This is a genomic window from Mesorhizobium sp. M0590, from assembly GCF_040320905.1.
GTDB lineage: Bacteria > Pseudomonadota > Alphaproteobacteria > Rhizobiales > Rhizobiaceae > Mesorhizobium.
Window position 1 is genome coordinate 88576 of sequence record NZ_JAMYQN010000010.1, and the last position, 18175, is coordinate 106750.

Below are 18175 nucleotides of genomic sequence, written 5' to 3' on the forward strand. Positions count from 1 at the left end.
TCCAGAAACGCCGGCGACGCCCTACCCCAATCCTTTTTGTGCGCAGGAATTGTTTATCACCGTATTAACCGATTGTGGTCGGAACCGGGCGAGATTGTGGCACGGACCGCCTCGCTGATCGGCATGAAAATCATCGCTTATCGATCAGAAACGCCGTTCGTGGCGCACTTTGCCCCTGGCTTGGCGTGTCTGCGAGCGCAGATTCAGGGACCGAATATCACAAGTTCGGTGAACGTCAGATCTCCAGGTGCGGGTGGTCTGGGACCTTTGAAGTATTTCAGCCCCTTGTTGGGCCGGTACCATCCCACCAAACCTGGAATCGGCTCCTTGGCGTCGACAAAGCAAACCAGGATTCCGCTTCGCAAGAGAAAGCGCCCCATCGCACCGGCGCAGCGGCTCAAATCCGCAAGCGAGCGGCAATAGATGACCTGATGGCACTGGATAACACCGTGCAACATTCGGCGCGGCATCAATACCAGGGGGAACGCTGCTCCGTCGCAAATGCAGATCAACGACAGGCAGCCCAGCGCGGCGTGTTCCGAGAGTATGTACCTCTCACTCTCGGGCAGCATCGCCAATTCCGGGAGATCGGGACGCACTTCGACTACGCGACATGACCGCTGCGTCAAACTTAAAGCCGGCAAGAAGGTAAATTGTCCGCTGGAGAAGAGCCGAAAGCCTAGCGCCCGGTTGGCTTTCAATGTCGCTTGTGCCGGCGAAATGTTCGTGTAGGTCACGTCCTTCCGCTTGAGAACCGCCACAACCAACATGGCGCCATAAGGACGGAATTCTGCATCGACTGACCAGCTTGAAAGATTGCAGCGGATTTCGTCGCCCTCTGGCCCCTGGTAGCGAGCATAAAGGGTGAGCACAACGCCGACGATCCGACCGGCATGCTCCAAAACAAAGCCATATCGTGGGAACTCGGCAACCGCAGGACGCTGCGACAAACGGGTCAGAGCGTGTATCCAGTAACTCCGGTTACGCGCCGGAAAGCCCCTGCACAGGCAATCAACCACTCCCTCCCAGTCGGTTTCGCGGATTGGTCTACAGCGAAGACCGGGCGGGAGAGCGCCAAGTACGGCCAAAATCAACTCCAGAATACGATTTACTTACATGTGCCTAATGCGCTCCACATATCAGCGCTCAACGATTAATAGTCCGTGCGGGTTTTAAAAACGATTTTCCACACTCAGCACAAACACAGCTCGCCATGACGCTGCTCACCGTCCTGGATCGCGCCGAAAGGTGCGGCCGCCACGGTTGACTTGGCGTTGAATGCGGCTTTACAGGAATGGAGCGCGAACCGGTCGGGGAACGTCCTGGTGCCAATCCGGTACCGACAGCTCGAACCCGCTCCTCTCGCGATATCCTAAGTGATTGAAAAATCACCTTGGAGGGATGGCCGAGCGGTTTAAGGCACCGGTCTTGAAAACCGGCGTGGGTGCAAGCCCACCGTGGGTTCGAATCCCACTCCCTCCGCCATATCCGGCCAATTTCTTCAATCCTGCAGGCATGACGTCGAGTTTTCCGCTCGTCGGATTCTCGACTGCCTGGGTCTAACAGGCCGGTCCGCTTCGGGGAGAACCGCCGCTCTGCCCCATGCAGCGCACCACCTCTCGCGTCGCTGAAATGCGACAGGTGCTGATCGTGGCAACGATACCAAAGTACCGGTGATACTATTGCGTAATCAACAACCTGCCACAAAGCGAAGACTGTCACCCGCCGCGCAGCCGCGCTTCGTCGGGTTGATTTCTCCGCCCGAATATGGTGCTTCTCCCGCCCATGAATAAACTATTTTCTGCGGTCCTCGCATGGACGATAGTGGCTTGGCCGGCCAGCGCAATGGACAGCGCATTGCGCGCCGGCCTGCTGAAACTCGATCCGCAAACCCGGCTGGAGCAGCGATGCGACGCCGAAATTCTCGACCGGATTACCCGCGACGACCACAAATACAAAGCCGATCGTGTCGTCGCCTACGCTTTTGCGACGCCCGAAATGGGCGCCGATGCGATCAAGAGCCCGGGTGCTGCGTTTCGCAGCAAGGGACAGTGGTACCGGCTGAAATTCAAATGCGAAACAGCGCCGGACCATATGGAAGTCCTGCAGCTCCGCTATCGGATCGGTGATGAAATTCCGGAAAGCGACTGGCCCAAATACAATCTCTATAACTAGGCATTCGCGACCTGTGGCCGCATTTTGCCGGTGTTTCGGGCCGATCGTCGCAAACTCTGTATATTGCCGGCCTTGTTCCAACCAGTCCCTTGACGCGCGGGAACCATACACGTTAGGCCCTCCAGGCATTCGACGCGAACGGTCGGCCAACCAGCAAGGGACTTCCAGTCGATGGAAATTTTCACTGCCGCGGGCTTCTCTGCCCTGCTCCAGGTCATCGCCATCGACCTCGTGCTTGCAGGCGATAACGCCATCGTCATCGGCTTGGCCGCGGCGGGCTTGCCGGTCGAGCAGCGCAAGAGAGCGATTCTCATCGGCGTGGTGGCGGCGACGGTGCTGCGTATCGGTTTTGCTGCGATCACCGTCACCCTGTTACAGATTGTCGGCCTGCTGCTGGCCGGCGGCATCTTGCTGCTGTGGGTGTGCTGGAAGATGTATCGCGAGCTGCGCACGTCGTATGCCGACGAGGTGGAGGCGACCGAAGCGCTGTCCAATTCCGATATCAACAGCGATGATATGGTGGCCGGCAAGGCGCGCAAGAAGACCTTGGGTCAGGCGGCATTGCAGATCGTCATCGCCGACGTGTCGATGTCGCTCGACAACGTACTGGCGGTCGCCGGCGCGGCGCGCGATCACTTCCAGGTGCTGGTGATAGGCCTCGTCCTGTCGATCGCGCTGATGGGCCTTGCCGCGAGCTTCATCGCCAAGCTGCTGCACCGCCATCGCTGGATCGCCTATATCGGCCTTTTGATCATCTTCTATGTCGCACTCGATATGATCTACCGGGGCGCGGTGGAAGTCTTGCCGCATGTCAGCAGTGCGGTGAGCTGACACGCCGACTCGAATTCTCATCGGTCGGCCTTTCAGCTTCGGCGAGCCTTCGGCGACGCTGGCGGTTGCGTTTCGCCGCAGCCGCTGCCCATACCAATGCCGCGACAAGTGTGATACTGCGCCGCCAATCCTGAAAATCCGGAAAAGCTTAGATGTCCGCCCCTCGAGTCAGTTTCGTCAGCCTTGGATGCCCGAAAGCCCTTGTGGATTCGGAGCGCATTATCACCCGCCTGCGCGCCGAAGGCTACGAGATCGCCCGCAAGCACGACGGCGCCGACCTGGTCGTCGTCAACACCTGTGGCTTCCTCGATTCGGCTCGCGACGAATCGCTCAACGCCATCGGCTCCGCACTTTCGGAGAATGGCAAAGTTATCGTCACCGGCTGCCTCGGCGCCGAGCCGGACGTCATCCGTGAAAGACATCCGAACGTCCTCGCCATCACCGGACCACAAGCTTATGAAAGCGTGATGGCGGCGGTGCATGAGGCTGCCCCCCCGAGCCATGATCCCCACATCGACCTTTTGCCGCCGCAAGGGGTCAAGCTCACGCCGCGCCACTATGCGTATCTCAAGATTTCGGAAGGCTGCAACAACCGCTGCACCTTCTGCATCATCCCGGCGCTGCGTGGCGACCTCGTATCGCGGCCGGCGGCCGACGTGTTGCGCGAAGCCGAGAAGCTGGCCAAGGCCGGGGTCAAGGAGATCCTCGTCATCTCGCAGGATACCAGCGCCTACGGCATCGATATCAAATACCAGACCAGCATGTTCGGCGATCGCGAAGTGCGGGCGAAATTCCTCGATCTATCGGAAGAACTGGGCAAGCTCGGTGTCTGGGTGCGCATGCACTATGTCTATCCCTACCCGCATGTCGCAGACGTCATCCCACTGATGGCCGAAGGCAAGATCGTTCCCTATCTCGACATTCCGTTCCAGCACGCCTCGCCGCAGGTGCTGAAGAACATGCGCCGGCCCGCTCATGGCGAAAAGACGCTCGAGCGTATTCGCGGCTGGCGCGACATCTGCCCGGACCTTGCCATCCGCTCCACCTTCATCGTCGGCTTCCCCGGCGAGACGGATGACGATTTCGAGATGCTGCTCGACTGGCTGGACGAGGCCAAGATCGACCGCGCCGGCTGTTTCAAATACGAGCCGGTCAGAGGCGCCCGCTCCAACGAGCTCGGCCTCGAGCAAGTGCCGCAGGAGATCAAGGAAGCCCGCTGGCACCGCTTCATGCAGCGCCAGCAGAAGATTTCGGCAACGCAGCTAACCAAGAAAATTGGCAAGCGCCTGCCGGTCCTGATCGACGAGGCGCATGGCAATTCGGCCAAGGGCCGGACGAAATACGACGCGCCCGAAATCGACGGTTCGGTCCATATCCAGTCGCGGCGGCCAATGCGCGCCGGCGACATCGTCACGGTCAAGATCGAGCGCGCCGACGCTTACGACCTTTACGGCTCAGCAGTCTGATATTCCGTCCAAAATGAAAAGGGCGCCGCGCGGCGCCCTTTCGTTCGATATGTTTCCGACCACCTACTGCGGCAGCTTGTCGTCGACGCCCTTCACGTAGAAATTCATGCCGAGCAACGTGGCGTCGTCGGCGACCTCGCCCTCTTTCAGCCAAGGTGTGCCGTCCTGCTTGGCGATCGGCCCGGTGAAGGGGTTCCAGCCGTCGGCGATCTTCTTGGTGGTGGCTTCGGCCATCGCCTTGACGTCGTCGGGCATGTTGGTGAACGGCGCCAGCTTGACGGCGCCGTCCTTAATACCGAGCCAGACATTGTCGGGCTTCCAGGTGCCATCGAGCGCCGCCTGGACCCGGCTGATGTAGTAGGGACCCCACTCGTCGGTCAGCGAGGTCAGCTGCGCGTGCGGCGCGAACTTGATCATGTCTGAGGACTGGCCGAAGCCGTGCAGCTTGCGCTCCTCCGCCACCTGCAAGGCAGCGGTCGAGTCGGTGTGCTGGACGATGATATCGGCGCCCTGGTCGAACAATGCCTTGGCAGCATCGGCCTCCTTGCCCGGATCGAACCAGGAGTTCACCCACACGATCTTCGCCTTGAAGTTCGGGTTGATCGACTGTGCGCCGAGCATAAAGGAATTTATGCCCATCACCACTTCCGGGATCGGGAAGGAAACGATGTAGCCGGCGACGCCCGACTTCGATTGCTTGGCGGCGATCTGGCCAAGCACGTAGCGGCCTTCATAGAAACGCGCATTGTAGATGCCGAGATTTTCGGCCGTCTTGTAGCCGGTGGCGTGCTCGAACATCACCTTGGGGAATTTCTTGGCGATCTTCACTTCCGGGTCCATGAAGCCGAAGGACGTGCCGAAAATGATCTTGCATCCCTCGCGCGCCAGGCGCTCGAAGGCGCGGTCGGCATCGGGGCCTTCGGAGACGTTTTCGAGATAGGCGGTCTCGACCTTGTCGCCGAGTGCCTTTTCCACCTCGAGGCGGCCTTGGTCGTGCTGGTAGGAGTAGCCGAAATCGCCGATCGGGCCGGTGTAGACCCAGCACGCCTTCAGCTTGTCCGCCGCCTGGGCTGATGCCGCCAGCGACAATGCGGCCGTCGTCGCCATCAGGGCAATAAGCAGTTTTTTCATTGTGTTACCTCTCTGAGTTAAGCCTTGGAGCTTCCGTCTTTTTGTTGTCAACGATCCGGAACGAATGGCTGGCCCAAGGAGGCCGGCGTGTTCATCATCGTCAAACGCTTGTTGCGCGAGATTAGAACGAGAACCACGACGGTTGCCAGATAGGGCAGCGAAGAAAGCAGTTGCGAGGGAAACGATTTTAAGAACGCAATTAACTTGTAGAGCAACCAGGGCGCGTCGACGAAGTCCTGCAGATTTATGGCTTGGACGTGAAGCTGGCCAACCCAGATCGCGCCGAAAATATAGGCGCCGGCCAGCACCCGCCATGGCCGCCAGGAGGCGAAGACGACCAGAGCCAGCGCGATCCAGCCTCGGCCGGCGGTCATGTTCTCCACCCATTGCGGTGTGTAGACCAGCGATAGGTGACCGCCGGCGAGGCCGGCACAAGCGCCGCCGAAAATCACTGAGAGATAGCGGTAGCGGATGACGTGGATGCCAAGCGCATGGGCGGATGTGTGGCTGTCACCGATCGAGCGCAGCGTGAGCCCGGTGCGGGTCTTGAACAGGAACCACATGACGGCGGCGGTCAGCGCGATCGACATGTAGAAGATTGGATCCTGGCCGAACAGCAGCCTGCCAACGACCGGGATTGCGGTCAGGCCGGGAATATCGAGGTTTGGCAGCCTTTCGCCGGGCTGGCCGACAAAATTCGTTCCCATCATGCCGGAAAGGCCGAGGCCGAGCAGTGTCAGCGACAGGCCGGTGGCCACCTGATTGGTGGCCAGCGAGAGCGTCATGACGGCGAACAGCAGCGAGAACACTGCCCCCATGGTGATTGCCGCCAACAGCCCTATCCAAGGCGAGCCGGTGAGATAGCCGGCGCCGAAACCGCCGACGGCACCCATGATCATCATTCCTTCGACGCCGAGATTGAGCACACCCGAACGTTCGACCACCAGTTCGCCGATCGCCGCGATCAGCAGCGGCGTCGCCGCCGTCGCGATGGTCAAGAGGATGTTGACGGTGATGTCCATCAGCGGGCTTCCTCCAGCTTCGGCGCTGCCTTGAGCTTCGGCGCGGAAAAGCCGGTCAGGCGAATGCGGTAATGGATGAGCGTGTCGCAGCCGAGCACGAAGAACAAAAGCATGCCCTGGAACACGCGCGCCACCTTGTCGGAGATGCCGAGCGCGCTTTGCACTGCCTCGCCGCCCAGATAGGTCAGCGCCAGCACAAGGCCTGCGGCGACGATGCCGAGCGGATTGAGCCGGCCGAGAAATGCCACGATGATAGCGGTAAATCCGTAGCCGGGCGAGATCACCGGCTGCAATTGTCCGATGGCTCCCGAGACCTCCGAAATCCCTGCAAGTCCGGCCAGTGCGCCCGACAGCAGGAAGGCAAAGAAGACCATGCGGTTAAGGCCAAACCCGGCGAAGCGCCCTGCCCTCGGACTTGAGCCGAGCACGCGGACCTCGAAGCCTTTCAGCATACGGCTCATCAGGATCCAGATCAGTATCGCCGCGATCAGCGCGAAGACAAATCCCCAGTTTGCCCGGCCGGATTCCGGGAGGAGTTCCGGCAGTATGGCCGAGTCGTTGAACTGGATGGTCTGCGGGAAACCGTGGCCCTGCGGATCGCGCCACGGCCCGCGTACGAGCCAATCGAGGAAGAGCTGGGCGACATAGACCAGCATCAGGCTGGTCAGGATCTCGTTGGTGTTGAAGCGCGTCTTCAGCAGTGCCGGGATTGCAGCATAGGCGGCCCCACCGACCATGCCGAGCAGAAGCATCAGCGGCAGCACCAATGGGCCTTCGAACTGCGGAAACAGCACGGGGATGATCGAGCCGACAATGCCGCCCAGGATGAACTGGCCTTCGGCGCCGATGTTCCAGATGTTGGCCTTGTAGCAGACCGACAGTCCGACCGCGATCAGGATCAGGGGGGCGGCCTTGATCGCCAGCTCATGCAGCTGCCACACCTGGCTGATCGGTTCGATGAAGTAGATGCGGAACGCAGTCAACGGGTTGACGCCGAGCAGCGCGAACATGATGGCACCGGCAATGATCGTCAAAACGAAAGCGATGAAAGGCGAGAGTGCCGAAAACAGCATCGAGCGCTGCGGGCGTTTTACAAGTTCGAGGCGCATCAAGCCGTCTCCAGCGTATGTTCGGCATGCCCGGGTTCGGCGCCGCCCATCAGCAGCCCGATCTTCTCGAATGTCGCTTCAGCTATCGGCAGCGGCTTCGACAATTCGCCATTGTGCATGACCGTGATCGCATCGGAAATCTCGAACAGCTCGTCGAGGTCCTGGCTGATCACCAGCACCGCCGAGCCGCTGCGCGCCAGTTCGATCAGCGCCTGGCGGATGTGGGCCGCCGCACCCGCGTCGACGCCCCAGGTCGGCTGATTGACCACCAAGACGCTCGGCCGGCGGTCGAGTTCGCGGCCGACGATGAATTTCTGCAGATTGCCGCCCGAAAGAGCCGCAGCCTCCGGATCCGGCGCGCTCTTGCGCACGTCCATCGCCTTTATGATGCGCTGGGCAGCGGTATGGATCGCATCGCCCTTGACCATTCCACCGGCGCCGACAAACATCTTGCCATCGGTGGCGTGGCGCGACAGAAGCAGGTTCTCCGAAAGCTTCATGCGCGGTGCTGCGCCATGGCCGAGCCGCTCTTCCGGGACGAAGGCAGCGCCCATCAGACGCCTGCCGGTGATGGTGAGGCCGCCGGCATCCTTGCCGCGGATGCGGACCGAGCCGGCATCCTGCTGCAGCACCTCGCCGGAAACGGATTCGAAGAATTCGCCCTGGCCGTTGCCGGCGACACCGGCAATGCCGATCACCTCGCCGGCGCGGACTTCAAGATTGATGTTCCTGAGCGGGATCGAGAACGGGGTCGCCGGCTTGCGGGTGAGTTCGCGGATTTGAAGCAGCGCCGGCGCGGTCTCGATACCCTCGGCCGGCGCCCGCACCACGGCCTGCACCTCGTTGCCGACCATCATCCGCGCCAACGAAGACGCGGTTTCCTGGCGCGGATTGCAATGGCCGACCACCTTGCCGTGACGCAGCACGGTGGCGCGGTCGCAGATCCGTTTGACCTCTTCCAGCCGGTGCGAAATGTAGAGGATGGACTTTCCTTCCGAACGCAGCCGTTCGAGCGTCTCGAACAACTTATCGGCCTCCTGCGGCGTCAGCACCGAAGTTGGTTCGTCGAGGATGATGAGTTGCGGCGTCTGCAGCAGGCAGCGGATGATTTCGATACGCTGACGCTCGCCGACCGACAGATCACCGACCAGCGATAGCGGATCGAGAGGCAGGCCGTAACTGTAGGAGAGCGCCCTCGCCTTGGCCGCGATCGTGCTGATCGGCGAGCCGTCATCCAGCGACAGCGCGATGTTCTCCGCCGCCGTCAGCGCTTCGAACAGGGAAAAATGCTGGAAAACCATGCCGATGCCGAGCTTTTTTGCGGTGCCGGGGCTGGTGATCCTGACCGCCTGGCCATTCCAGAAAATCTCGCCGGAATTCGGTTCAAGCGATCCAAACAGCATTTTCACCAGGGTCGACTTGCCGGCGCCGTTCTCGCCAAGCAACGCATGGATCTCGCCCTTGGCGATGTTGAGATCGACATGGTCGCACGCCGTCAACGTGCCGAATATCTTTGTGAGGCCGCGAACCTCAAGCAGCTTTGCGCCGTCCTGATCTGCACTCACGGTGCCTCCATCTGGTTTGCCAGACATGTTCAGTGTTCCCGCAAGCATCGTATGCGCGGGCTGCTCTCTACGGTAAGCGCCTCACGACTTGAAAGAGCTTCAAGAATTTCAGCGGAAACTCAAGCGGTAAAGAGCAGTTCGCAAGAACGGCGGCGTCGGCGGCCCGAAACTGCCGCGCCTAAGGGATAAGTATTGTTGTCCCGGTGGTCCGGCGCCCTTCGAGATCGGAATGCGCCTTGCCGGCCTCGCTGAGCGCGTAACGCTGGTTTATCTTGATCTTGACGGCGCCGCTGAGCACCACGTCGAACAAGGCGGCGGCGGAAACCTCGAGGTCTTCGCGCCTGGCATTATAGACGAACAGCGTCGGCCGCGTTGCGAACAGCGAGCCCTTCTGCGCCAGCAACGAGATGCTGAAGGGCGGGATCGGCCCAGACGATTGACCGAAGCTGACGAAAGTGCCGAGCGGCCGCAGGCAATCGAGCGAGGCTGGAAATGTGTCGTTGCCGACTGAATCGTAGACAACGTCGCATTTCTTGCCACCGGTGATAGCGGCAACGCCGGCCACGAAATCCTGTTCGCGATAGTTGATCACGTGGTCGAAGCCATGCGCCTTGGCGAGCTCGATCTTGTCGGTGGAACTCGCCGTGCCGATCACTGTCGCGCCGAGATGCTTGGCCCATTGGCCGAGGATCAGCCCGACACCGCCGGCCGCCGCATGAAACAGGATCGTGTCGCCGGCTTTCACCTTGAATGTACGGCGCAACAGATATTCGGCGGTCATGCCCTTTAGCATCATGGCTGCGGCCTGTTCGTCGCTGATGCCGTCGGGCACCTCCACCACGCGGTCGGCGGCGATCACACGCTGCCCGGCATAGGCGCCGGTCGTCACGGCGTAGGCGATGCGATCGCCGGGTTTGAGCCAGTCGACATCCGAGCCGACATCCAAGACCACGCCGGCCGCCTCGCCGCCAGGGATCAGCGGAAATCCGCCCTGCGGCGGATAAAGGCCAGAGCGATAATAGACGTCGATGAAATTGAGACCGATCGCGGTATGCTTGACCAGGATCTGTCCCGAGCCCGGCTGCCCGGGATCGGCATCCTCATAGGTCAGGACCTCCGGGCCGCCATGGGCATGGATGCGGATCGCTTTGGACATTTTCTGGCTCTCTTGGGATCAGGCTTTCTTATCCGGCTTGGCGCCGAGATTTGGGAAGAACTGCATGATAGCGCCGATGCAGGCGAGGTAAAGCCCGGTGAACGTAATCCCGAACTTGATGAAATCGCTGACCTGCTCGCCCAGCACGCCGATCTGGTCGTAGAAGGAGGCAAGTGCGGCCTGCGCCAGCGCCAGCGCGCCGAAAGCGCACCAAAGCAGCGTCATGCCGAGATTGATTGGCCGCAGCCGCTTCACCCGCACCGGATGGATGAAATTGATCGGCACGAAGGTGAGAATGGCGGCCACCACGACCACGGCGAAAGAAACCCATTGTCCGGGCTCGATGACGAACAGCGTGAACACCACCATGTTCCAGACGACCGGAAATCCCTTGAAGAAATTCTCCTTCGTCTTCATGCCGGTATCGGCATAGTAGATTGCGCTCGACACCACGATGATCGCCGCCGACAGGAACGACAGGCGCTCGCCCATGAAGCCGCGCTGATAGAGCGCGAAGGCCGGAATCAACACGTAGGTCACGTAGTCGATGATGTTGTCGAGCAGTTCGCCCGACCAAGTCGGCAGGATTTCCTTGACATCGAGCTTCCTGGCGATCGGCCCGTCGATGCCGTCGACGAAAAGCGCCAGCCCCAGCCACCAGAACATTGCCGTCCAGCGCTGCTCGCTTGCTGCCACTAGCGACAGAAACGCCAGGAATGAGCCCGACGCGGTCAAGAGATGGACCGAGAACGCCCGCGCCTGAGGCCATGTGACTTTCTTCTTCGGCCGCGGAATCCGGTCGGCGATTTTCCTGGCCGTCGTCTTCTTGCTCACGGGCCCCGCCAGTCCAGCTTGCAGATTTCGGCCGAACGGCCAGCAAAGTTCCAGTTGCGGCCAAAGGCCCGCATTTTGCTCTTGTCGGATTTGGCGACGATGATTTCCGGCGCAATCCAGTATTCCGAATTGCTGATGACCGTATCCTTGTCGCGATCCTTGCCGGTGATTGGCGTCACCGCACCATCGATGATCTTCGGTATCTGAAAGATGCGTGTTTTCGCACGCGTCTCGTAGGTGATCGGCACCTGCTCGGCGCCGAGGAACTGTCCGACCAGGATGGAGAGCAGCGATGTGGTTCCACCGGCCTTGCCGGTGAATATCTTCGTCAGTCCCTTCACAGCGTAAACCGAGGCGCGCTTGTCGATGAACAGGCCCGCCGTCCAGTTGCCGCGGCTCATATAACCGGGGATTTCCATGACCAGCCCAAGATTGAGACCGGACAGGTCGAACTCGCCGAAATGGCCGGCATCGATCCGGAACCCCGCCCAGGTTTGGCAATAGCCTTCCGTAGGCGGATGATTGCCGAGCGACAGAACGCAAGGGCAAAAAACCGTGCAATTGCAGGAAAGGATGAGCTCTCCCTTCATTGCCCAGTTTTGATCTGTCATCGAATTCTCCCCCTCATGCCGAGACTACTAGTAGCGCGGCTGCCCAGACAAGCAGTATCGCACCGCCCAACCGCGTCGGCAGATTGCCTGCCGTCTGTTTTTCGACCAGGCTGAACAAGCCGATCAGCGCCATCCAGAACACGTTCATCACACCGACGGCAAACATTACCAGCATCAGCGCCCAGCAGCATCCAAGGCACCACAGGCCCTGCTCCATACCGAGCCGGAAAATGCGAATGGGCCTGGCGCTCCAGTTGGCGAACAGGACCGAGAACGGATTTCTGCACTTCTCCAGACAGGCTTCCTTCAGCCAGCTGAACTGATAGAGACCAGCGATCGACAGCGCGGCTGCTCCGGCAATTCCAAGCAGCGGATCGAGCATCTGCCCGGATGACACGAATGCATGGACTGCGAGCGTCAGGGCAGCGAATATTGCCGAGGCGGCAAGCCAGACGCTCAAATATCCAGCGACAAGGATCAGCGGATGGGCAACGGGTTCCCCCTTGATCCTGGCGGTATCTGCGATCTCGCAATAGGTGCGGATCATCGGCGCCGCGGAGGGCAGCATGGTCGCGATGGCCATCAACAGCCACATCGCGGTGAGTGCCCCGCCTTGCGCGCCTACGCTTGCGCGAAGCGGCGCCGGCGCAAGGCAAAGGGCGAAGAAACGCGCAAGGAAATCCGGCAGCGGCAGTTGCGGCAGGTTCCCCAGCATCGTGTCGCCGGGTGCATCGGTGCCCGGGAGCCGGCTTACGGCACCACGAACTGCCATTGCGCCGAGAAGGAGCCAGGCAAGGGCGATGCCCATGCCGGCAACGACGCTCACCGTCAGTCGAGGGCTGCGCGCAACGCTCGCCATCGCGCGGCCGGTGCCGTCGAGGTGGCTGAAATCGTCTTGTTGGCCGGTCATGGCAACCGAATGGGCCGAATCGCCGCGTTGATCAAGCCGCATCACCTGACCTATATGGACCAGCAGGTCGGACGGGCCTCACCTCGCAATCCGGAAGCCGAATTTGAACCATCGGGAAACAGCACGGATACTGGTCGCCGGCAGCGGCCCTGCGGGGCTGATCGCGGCGCTTGGCTTTGCCGAGGCGGGCTTTCCCGTGACGCTCGTCGGACCCGATGCAGCCGGCCCCGACGGCCGTACGACAGCCTTGATGAACCCTGCCCTGAAGATGTTCGAACGGCTAGGGATCTTCGACGGAATCAGGCCGCACGCAGCGCCGCTCAAGGTGATGCGTATCGTTGACGCAACCAACCGGCTGATCCGCAGCCCGACAGTGACCTTTCGCGCCAGCGAGATCAACGAAGAGCAATTCGGGCTGAACTTGCCCAACAGCGTTCTCAACCGCACGCTAGCCGAGGCTGTCGCGCATTCGGGCATCGAATGGCGAAAGTCGATGGTGGAGGCATGGCGCCTCGATGCCGACCATGCCCATGCCGTTCTCGCCGACGGCAGCGAGGTTGAGGCATCGTTGGCAGTTGCCGCCGATGGCCGTCAGTCGCCGGCCCGCGAGGCAGCCGGCATCCGGACCTCGATCCGATCCTATCCGCAGGCGGCGTTGGTGCTCAATTTCGGTCACCGCAGCGACCATGCCTTCACCTCGACCGAATTCCACACCGAGACCGGTCCGTTCACACAGGTTCCCCTGCCCGGCAACCGGTCCAGCCTTGTCTGGGTGCTCGAACCCGATATCGCCAAGGACCTTGCAGCACTCGACGACGCCGAGCTTTCGACGCGGGTCGAACAGCGAATGCAATCGATGTTGGGCCGCGTGTCGGTTGAGCCCGGCCGGCAGATCTACCCACTTTCAGCGGTGAGCCCGTGGCGGTTTGCGCAGCGCCGCGTGGCACTTGTCGGTGAAGCCGCCCACGTGTTTCCCCCAATTGGCGCGCAAGGCCTCAATCTCGGCATCCGGGACATCGACGACCTGATTGGTGCCGCAAGCAGAAACCGCGCGGACCCGGGCGCCGCCAAGGCGCTTGCAGCCTATGATTTCAAGCGGCGGCCGGACATTCTGGCGCGCAGCAGCGCGGTCAACCTGCTCAACATGTCGTTGCTTTCCGACATGCTGCCGGCTCAGATGGTGCGCAGCGCTGGCCTTGGCGCGCTTGAGGGGTTTGCGCCGTTACGGGCGTTTTTCATGCGCGAGGGTCTTCGACCCGGCAGCGGTTTTGCGGCGTTTTTTGGCGGATTGCGAAAACCGGCTGAGCGATAGCGATCTTGGCCACCGCCCTTGATCCGCATCTCGCGATGCTCAACCCGGCATCAAGGGGATCGGGATTGAATTGACGCGGCGTCTGCGCCAAATAATGACGATGTCGACCTTAAGGTCTGGGCCAATCTTTGCCGGACCGGTGCGTAAGAATCTAAAGTCCTGGAGCGTTCCTTGCGTGTTCCAGGATGCGTGGCGTTCAAGAAGTTCAAGTGGTGAGTGCGATGAAGACAGCCAAATTCTCGATCGGACAGGTGGTTCGGCACCGGCTGTTTCCGTTCCGCGGCGTCATTTTCGACGTCGATCCGCAATTCGCCAATACTGACGAATGGTACGAGGCGATCCCCGCTGACGTGCGGCCGCGCAAGGACCAGCCTTTCTATCATCTGCTCGCCGAGAATTCCGAAACGGAATACATCGCCTATGTGTCCGAGCAGAATTTACTCGAGGACCGGTCGGGCGAACCGGTCCGGCATCCGCAGATTGGTGAAATGTTCGACAAGAAGCCGGACGGGCGCTACGAGCCGAAGCACCAATTGAGACATTGACTTAGTCGGAATCTGGCTGGACTGGGACAGGCTTGAGACATGGCTGGACCCGACAAACAGCCGGTCCAAACGAAAAAAGCGGGGTATAAGCCCCCGCTTTTTTGTTGGTTCGAAAACCCGTCGATCAGTTGGCGGCCTTCGCCTTTTCCTGCTCTTCCTTGAGCTTCTTGGCAAAGTCCTGATTGTTCTTGGCGACGAACTCCTGGAGCTTCTTCTGTCGGTCCTCGATGTCCGACTGCTGCAGCGGCGGGCCGTCGAAGGCGCCGCTGAAGCCGGTCAGCGCGATCTTGATCGGGTTCGGCTGGTTCTGGAAATTGACCGAGGTCAGCGTCAGGTTCGAACCTTTCTTGAAGGACGCGACGAGCTGATCGGTCAGCGGCACTTCCGCCACGCAGCGATCCGGAAAACAGATCACATAGTCGAGCTTCTGCGCCTTGCCGCCGTCGATCTGGAGGCCGATGCCGGGAGGAACGAGACGGCCGGTCGGAACCGTCACCTGGAACACCTTGCGGTTCACCTTGCCCTTCAATTCGATCAGGCTGACGCCAGTGATGAGCTGGCCGTTGCCGGCGGTGGTGATGTTCTGGACATTGCAGATGTCGACGTCTTCCTGCTTGGTGCAGGCCTTGAACCAGCCTTGCGGAATCTGCTGTTGCTGCTGCGCGGAAGCAGCGGGAATCCCGGCGCCCAGAATGCCGACTACGCCAGCGGCCATGACCGACAGGCGGTACGCGTTGCTGTTCAGGCTCGTCATGTCGTGCATTCCTCTCAAATGATCCCGGAACCGGCTTTTTTCATGCCGTGTGGTCCAGCTACCTGTTGCCGAAATGAGGCAACAGAATGACTTCGGACGGCGTGTTACACTGCAAGCGGTGCCGAATCCAGCCCGGGTCTCGCGAATCTTGGCCGAGGGATAGGCTCAAGGGGTTGGCCGGTGCACGACCGGCTCATGTATGCTGCGCATCGAATCGGGAAGGAGACAGTCATGGGCCGCGTTGTCGTTTGGCTGATCGCCACAATGTTGTTTGTCGGCCTTTCCCTGCAGCCGGGCCTGTCGGAACCGAAGCACGCGCTTGCCATGCAGGGCGAGCCGGCGCTGCCATCCGACTACAAGCATTTCAACTATGTGAATCCCGACGCGCCGAAAGGCGGCAGCATTACCTATTGCGTCGTCGGCAGCTTCGACAATCTCAATCCGTTCATCCTGAGAAGCCTGCGCACCACCGCGCGCGGCATGATGGATCAAGCCTTTGGTAATCTTGTCTTCGAGCCGTTGATGCAGCGCAACTACGACGAGGCCTTCAGTCTCTACGGCCTGCTCGCCGATACCGCCGACATGGATCCCGAGCGCAAGAGCATCGAATTCCACCTCGATCCCAACGCCAAATGGTCGGACGGCGAGCCGGTGACGCCGGAAGACGTGTTGTTTACCTATGACGTCTTCACCGAGAAGGGCCGCCCACCTTACAGCCAGCGAATGAAAGCGATTGCCAAGCTCGAAAAGACCGGCGACCGCAGTGTGCGCTTCACCTTCAACGACAAGGCCGACCGCGAATTTCCTTTGATCATTGCGCTGACGCCGATCATCCCGAAACACGCCTTCAACAAGGACACCTTCGACAGGACGACGCTAAAGCCGGTGATCGGCAGCGGGCCTTACACGGTGGCGCAAGTCGTGCCCGGTCAGCGCATCGTGTTCAAGCGCAATCCGGACTATTGGGGCAAGGACGTGCCGTCCAAGCGCGGCTTCGACAATTACGACCAGATCACCATCGAATATTTCCTCAACGCCAACGCCAAGCAGGAAGCGTTCAAGAAAGGCATCTGCGCCATCGACGACGACAGCGACCCGGTCAAACGCGAGCGCGATCTCGATTTTCCGGCCTTCCACAGGGGCGAGGTCATCGCCGAAACTTTCGATACCGGCATTCCGCCGGTGGTCAACGGTTTCCTGTTCAACACGCGGCTGCCGAAATTTTCCAATCCGGTCGTGCGGCGCGCGCTCGGCATGCTCTACGATTTCGAATGGGCCAACAAGAATCTGTTCGGCGGCAAATACACGCGCACGATGAGCTTTTGGCAGAATTCCGAACTGTCCGCGCTCGGCCACCCGGCCAGCGAAAAGGAAAAGGCCCTGCTGGCCCCCTACCCCGGCCGCGTGCCCGCAGATGTCATGGACGGCACCTACAGGCCGCCCGTTACCGACGGCTCCGGCCAGGACCGCAAGGTGCTGAAGGCGGCATTCGAGCTGCTGAAGGGCGCGGGCTATACGGTGCAGGACGGCGCGATGCTCGATCCCGAGGGAAAGCCGTTCGGTTTCGAGATCCTGACCGCCTCGCAGGACGAAGAGCGACTTGCCGCTATCTATCAGCGCACCCTTGAGAAGCTCGGCATCGATGTCGGCATCCGCAGCCTCGACGGTGATCAGATCCAGTCGCGCAAGCAGCGTTTCGATTTCGAGGTGCTGGTCGGCTCGACCGGTTTCAACAACTCGCTGTCGCCCGGTATCGAGCAAACCGGGCGCTGGGGATCCGCTGCCGCCAAGGCCGAAGGATCGTTCAACCTCGCCGGCGTCGCCGATCCGGCGGTGGATGCGGCGATCGAGGCGATGCTGAGAGCTCGTTCGAAGGAGGACTCCGTCGCCGCCGTCCGCGTTCTCGACCGGCTGCTGATCTCCGGCAACTACATGGTGCCGACGCAGCACAACAACCAGCAATGGCTCGCTTATTGGAACTATCTGGAACATCCGCAAAAGACGCCCATATACGGTTATCAGTTGCCGACCTGGTGGCGCAAACCGAAGTGACCTCTTCACAACAGGAGATCAAGATGAACGACGAGAACTCGATTACCGTCGATGTGGTCTCCGACGTCGTGTGCCCCTGGTGCTTTATCGGCCAGAAACGGCTCGACAAGGCGATTGCCGCCGTCGATATCGACGTTCACATACACTGGCGGCCCTTCCAACTCGACCCGACAATCCCGCCCGAAGGCAAGAACCGCCGCGACTATATGGTGGCGAAATTCGGCAGCGAGCAACGCATCCGCGAAATCCATGCCCGGATCGAGCCGCTGGGCGAGGCTGAAGGGATTTCCTTCGCCTTCGACGCTATCAAGGTCGCGCCCAATACGCTGGATGCGCACCGTCTCATTCGCTGGGCCGGGACGGCCGGCGAGGCCATTCAGAACCGGGTGGTGCGTCGGCTGTTCCAGCTGAATTTCGAGGAAGGCGCCAATCTCGGCGATCATGCCGTGCTGATCGAAGCCGCGCGCGAAGCCGGCATGGATGCCTCCGTGGTCGAAACGCTTCTGCCGACCGACGCCGATGTCGAGGCGGTGCGCACCGAAATCGCCACCGCTTCGCGCATGGGCATATCGGGTGTGCCGTGCTTTCTGCTTGAAGGCAAATATGCGGTGATGGGCGCCCAGGACGCCGATACGCTCGCCGATGCACTCCGCCAGGTCGCCGCGGCCAAGGCACGCGGCGAACTGGAAACAGCGAACTGAG

General features: G+C 60.9%; 17 protein-coding genes and 1 tRNA gene. 8 read left to right on the forward strand and 10 right to left on the reverse strand.

Features of this window, described 5'->3' with window-relative positions; all coding sequences use genetic code 11:
• Positions 1-203: 203 nt before the first annotated feature.
• Positions 204-1088: a GNAT family N-acetyltransferase gene (locus NKI52_RS18115; RefSeq protein ID WP_352593883.1), complete on the reverse strand. Its 885-nt coding sequence runs from the start codon at positions 1086-1088 to the stop codon at positions 204-206.
• Between the two features lie 307 nt (positions 1089-1395).
• Here NKI52_RS18115 and NKI52_RS18120 point away from each other — a divergent pair.
• The 4 genes from NKI52_RS18120 to rimO all read left to right on the forward strand — a co-directional run bounded on the left by NKI52_RS18120 (position 1396) and on the right by rimO (position 4472).
• Positions 1396-1485 (forward strand) — tRNA-Ser (locus NKI52_RS18120).
• Between the two features lie 282 nt (positions 1486-1767).
• Complete coding sequence (locus tag NKI52_RS18125) at positions 1768-2175, forward strand: DUF930 domain-containing protein (RefSeq protein ID WP_352456770.1); 408 nt, start codon at positions 1768-1770, stop codon at positions 2173-2175.
• Positions 2176-2346: 171 nt separating this feature from the next.
• Complete coding sequence (locus tag NKI52_RS18130; protein WP_023675054.1) at positions 2347-3006, forward strand: TerC family protein; 660 nt, start codon at positions 2347-2349, stop codon at positions 3004-3006.
• A gap of 152 nt (positions 3007-3158) precedes the next feature.
• Positions 3159-4472 carry a 30S ribosomal protein S12 methylthiotransferase RimO gene (gene rimO, locus NKI52_RS18135; RefSeq protein WP_352698865.1) on the forward strand — a complete coding sequence of 438 codons (1314 nt, stop codon included), beginning with the start codon at positions 3159-3161 and terminating at the stop codon, positions 4470-4472.
• 63 nt (positions 4473-4535) lie between these two features.
• Here rimO and NKI52_RS18140 read toward each other — a convergent pair whose 3' ends face one another.
• The 8 genes from NKI52_RS18140 to NKI52_RS18175 all read right to left on the reverse strand — a co-directional run bounded on the left by NKI52_RS18140 (position 4536) and on the right by NKI52_RS18175 (position 12852).
• Positions 4536-5603, reverse strand: coding sequence for a BMP family ABC transporter substrate-binding protein (locus NKI52_RS18140; RefSeq protein WP_352568622.1), 1068 nt, complete (start codon positions 5601-5603; stop codon positions 4536-4538).
• A 47-nt stretch (positions 5604-5650) separates the two neighbouring features.
• Positions 5651-6625, reverse strand: coding sequence for an ABC transporter permease (locus tag NKI52_RS18145; RefSeq protein WP_352698867.1), 975 nt, complete (start codon positions 6623-6625; stop codon positions 5651-5653).
• Positions 6625-7737 (reverse strand): ABC transporter permease, encoded by a 1113-nt coding sequence (locus tag NKI52_RS18150; protein WP_352568624.1) that lies wholly within the window; start codon positions 7735-7737, stop codon positions 6625-6627. The genes NKI52_RS18145 and NKI52_RS18150 overlap by 1 nt, the downstream gene beginning before the upstream one ends.
• On the reverse strand, positions 7734-9326 hold the full coding sequence (locus NKI52_RS18155) for an ABC transporter ATP-binding protein (protein WP_502897766.1): 1593 nt from the start codon (positions 9324-9326) through the stop codon (positions 7734-7736). The genes NKI52_RS18150 and NKI52_RS18155 overlap by 4 nt, the downstream gene beginning before the upstream one ends.
• Before the next feature lie 151 nt (positions 9327-9477).
• A complete protein-coding gene (locus NKI52_RS18160; protein ID WP_352698871.1) occupies positions 9478-10455 on the reverse strand; it encodes a quinone oxidoreductase family protein in 978 nt (325 codons plus the stop codon).
• Between the two features lie 18 nt (positions 10456-10473).
• Complete coding sequence (gene pcsA, locus NKI52_RS18165; protein WP_502894951.1) at positions 10474-11250, reverse strand: phosphatidylcholine synthase; 777 nt, start codon at positions 11248-11250, stop codon at positions 10474-10476.
• Between the two features lie 35 nt (positions 11251-11285).
• Positions 11286-11900 (reverse strand): DUF1326 domain-containing protein, encoded by a 615-nt coding sequence (locus NKI52_RS18170; RefSeq protein WP_352698874.1) that lies wholly within the window; start codon positions 11898-11900, stop codon positions 11286-11288.
• 13 nt (positions 11901-11913) lie between these two features.
• Positions 11914-12852 carry a DUF2182 domain-containing protein gene (locus tag NKI52_RS18175; RefSeq protein WP_352698876.1) on the reverse strand — a complete coding sequence of 313 codons (939 nt, stop codon included), beginning with the start codon at positions 12850-12852 and terminating at the stop codon, positions 11914-11916.
• A 61-nt stretch (positions 12853-12913) separates the two neighbouring features.
• Between NKI52_RS18175 and NKI52_RS18180 the strand changes: the two genes are divergently transcribed.
• On the forward strand, positions 12914-14122 hold the full coding sequence (locus tag NKI52_RS18180) for a UbiH/UbiF family hydroxylase (protein ID WP_352698878.1): 1209 nt from the start codon (positions 12914-12916) through the stop codon (positions 14120-14122).
• 221 nt (positions 14123-14343) lie between these two features.
• Positions 14344-14667 carry a heat shock protein HspQ gene (gene hspQ / locus NKI52_RS18185; protein WP_023675043.1) on the forward strand — a complete coding sequence of 108 codons (324 nt, stop codon included), beginning with the start codon at positions 14344-14346 and terminating at the stop codon, positions 14665-14667.
• A 124-nt stretch (positions 14668-14791) separates the two neighbouring features.
• Here hspQ and NKI52_RS18190 read toward each other — a convergent pair whose 3' ends face one another.
• A complete protein-coding gene (locus tag NKI52_RS18190) occupies positions 14792-15421 on the reverse strand; it encodes an invasion associated locus B family protein (RefSeq protein ID WP_023675042.1) in 630 nt (209 codons plus the stop codon).
• A 231-nt stretch (positions 15422-15652) separates the two neighbouring features.
• On the opposite strand from NKI52_RS18190, the gene NKI52_RS18195 reads away from it, so the two are divergent.
• Positions 15653-17473 carry an extracellular solute-binding protein gene (locus tag NKI52_RS18195; RefSeq protein ID WP_352698880.1) on the forward strand — a complete coding sequence of 607 codons (1821 nt, stop codon included), beginning with the start codon at positions 15653-15655 and terminating at the stop codon, positions 17471-17473.
• Positions 17474-17496: 23 nt separating this feature from the next.
• The gene (locus NKI52_RS18200; RefSeq protein WP_023675040.1) at positions 17497-18174 is read left to right on the forward strand and encodes a DsbA family oxidoreductase; all 678 of its coding nucleotides are present in this window, start codon (positions 17497-17499) and stop codon (positions 18172-18174) included.
• The last annotated feature ends 1 nt before the right edge of the window (position 18175 follow it).